This window comes from Mesorhizobium sp. M0909 (assembly GCF_040319515.1).
GTDB lineage: Bacteria > Pseudomonadota > Alphaproteobacteria > Rhizobiales > Rhizobiaceae > Mesorhizobium.
This window is the reverse complement of the sequence record NZ_JAMYOA010000064.1, coordinates 1-1,141: the sequence shown is the minus strand read 5'-3', so window position 1 is coordinate 1,141 and position 1,141 is coordinate 1. Positions and strand designations below refer to the sequence as shown.

The 1,141-nt window shown below is 57.7% G+C and carries 1 protein-coding gene; it reads left to right on the top strand.

The features are described from left to right. Positions 1–126: 126 nt before the first annotated feature. Positions 127–1,141 (top strand): Gfo/Idh/MocA family protein (locus NKH83_RS31530; RefSeq protein WP_352809073.1); only part of this gene is annotated, 1,015 nt, incomplete at its 3' end.

Below are 1,141 nucleotides of genomic sequence, written 5' to 3'. Positions count from 1 at the left end.
GCTCAACCTCAAATATCGCATCGTCGTACATGATGGCTGGCCCGACCCGGACAGCATCGAGCGCGAGTTTCTTGCCTTTGCCGCGCTTCGTTGAAGCTGTCGGCGCCTAATAGAAAGGTATTTAGTGTGAAACAGGTTGAACCCCTTCGTGCTGCAATCGTCGGCGTTGGCCGGGCCGAAGGAATGGGTATCGGCTACTGCCACGCTCGCACGTATGGGAGCACGCCAGGTTTCGAAATGGTCGCAGCGGCCGATATCGACGCGGACCATCTAAAGAATTTCAAAGAGAAGTTCGATGTCATTGGCTACTCAAACATCGAGCAAATGCTCGAGAATACTAAGCCAGATGTGGTCAGCATCTGCACATACGTCGGACTCCACCTCCGCATGATCAAAGCGTGTGTGGCTGCTGGCGTCAGAGGCATCGTGTGCGAGAAGCCGTTCGTCGCCTCACCAGCTGAACTCAAGGAGTTGCGAGCGCTTATCGCCGCGTCGGGCACTAAAATCATTGTCCCTCACTATCGGCGCTATATGAAAGCGTTTGCCCGTGCCAGGGACATCTTCGCCTCGGGCGAGATCGGGGAGCGCCTAGTTGTAACGGCGGCGATTGGCGATGGCTGGGACTTGAGTGAATGGGGTTCGCACTGGTTTGACATGTTCCGCTTCTTTCATGATGACAATATGCCGGAATGGGTGCTGGCCCAGGCACGCGTGACAAATCGCCGATTCTATGGCCACGCGATGGAGGATCACGCGGTTGCCTACATGGAGTTTCCCGGTGGCGCCCGGGCGGTTCTCGAGACCGGCATCCACTATCTCAACGACGGCGTAACAATGGCGCTTACCGGCAGCCGCGGCGCGATCGTAGTCCTCGCCGAAGACAAGCTCAGAGTGTACTCCTCCTCCGGAGCGCGGGAGGAGAACTATGAGGATACGGACAGCCTCGCATGGTCGGCAATGTTCGCAGACCTGCGGGACTGGATCAACACGGGGAAACCCGCGCCGCTCGGCTTCAATCACGTGGCGGGCACGGCCGAACTCAACCTGGGCTCCTACCTTTCTATGATCGAGAGCGACCGGGTCGAGTTTCCTCTCAAGCATCATGTTGACGAATGGCCAGTGGAAGAATTGGCCCGACGTC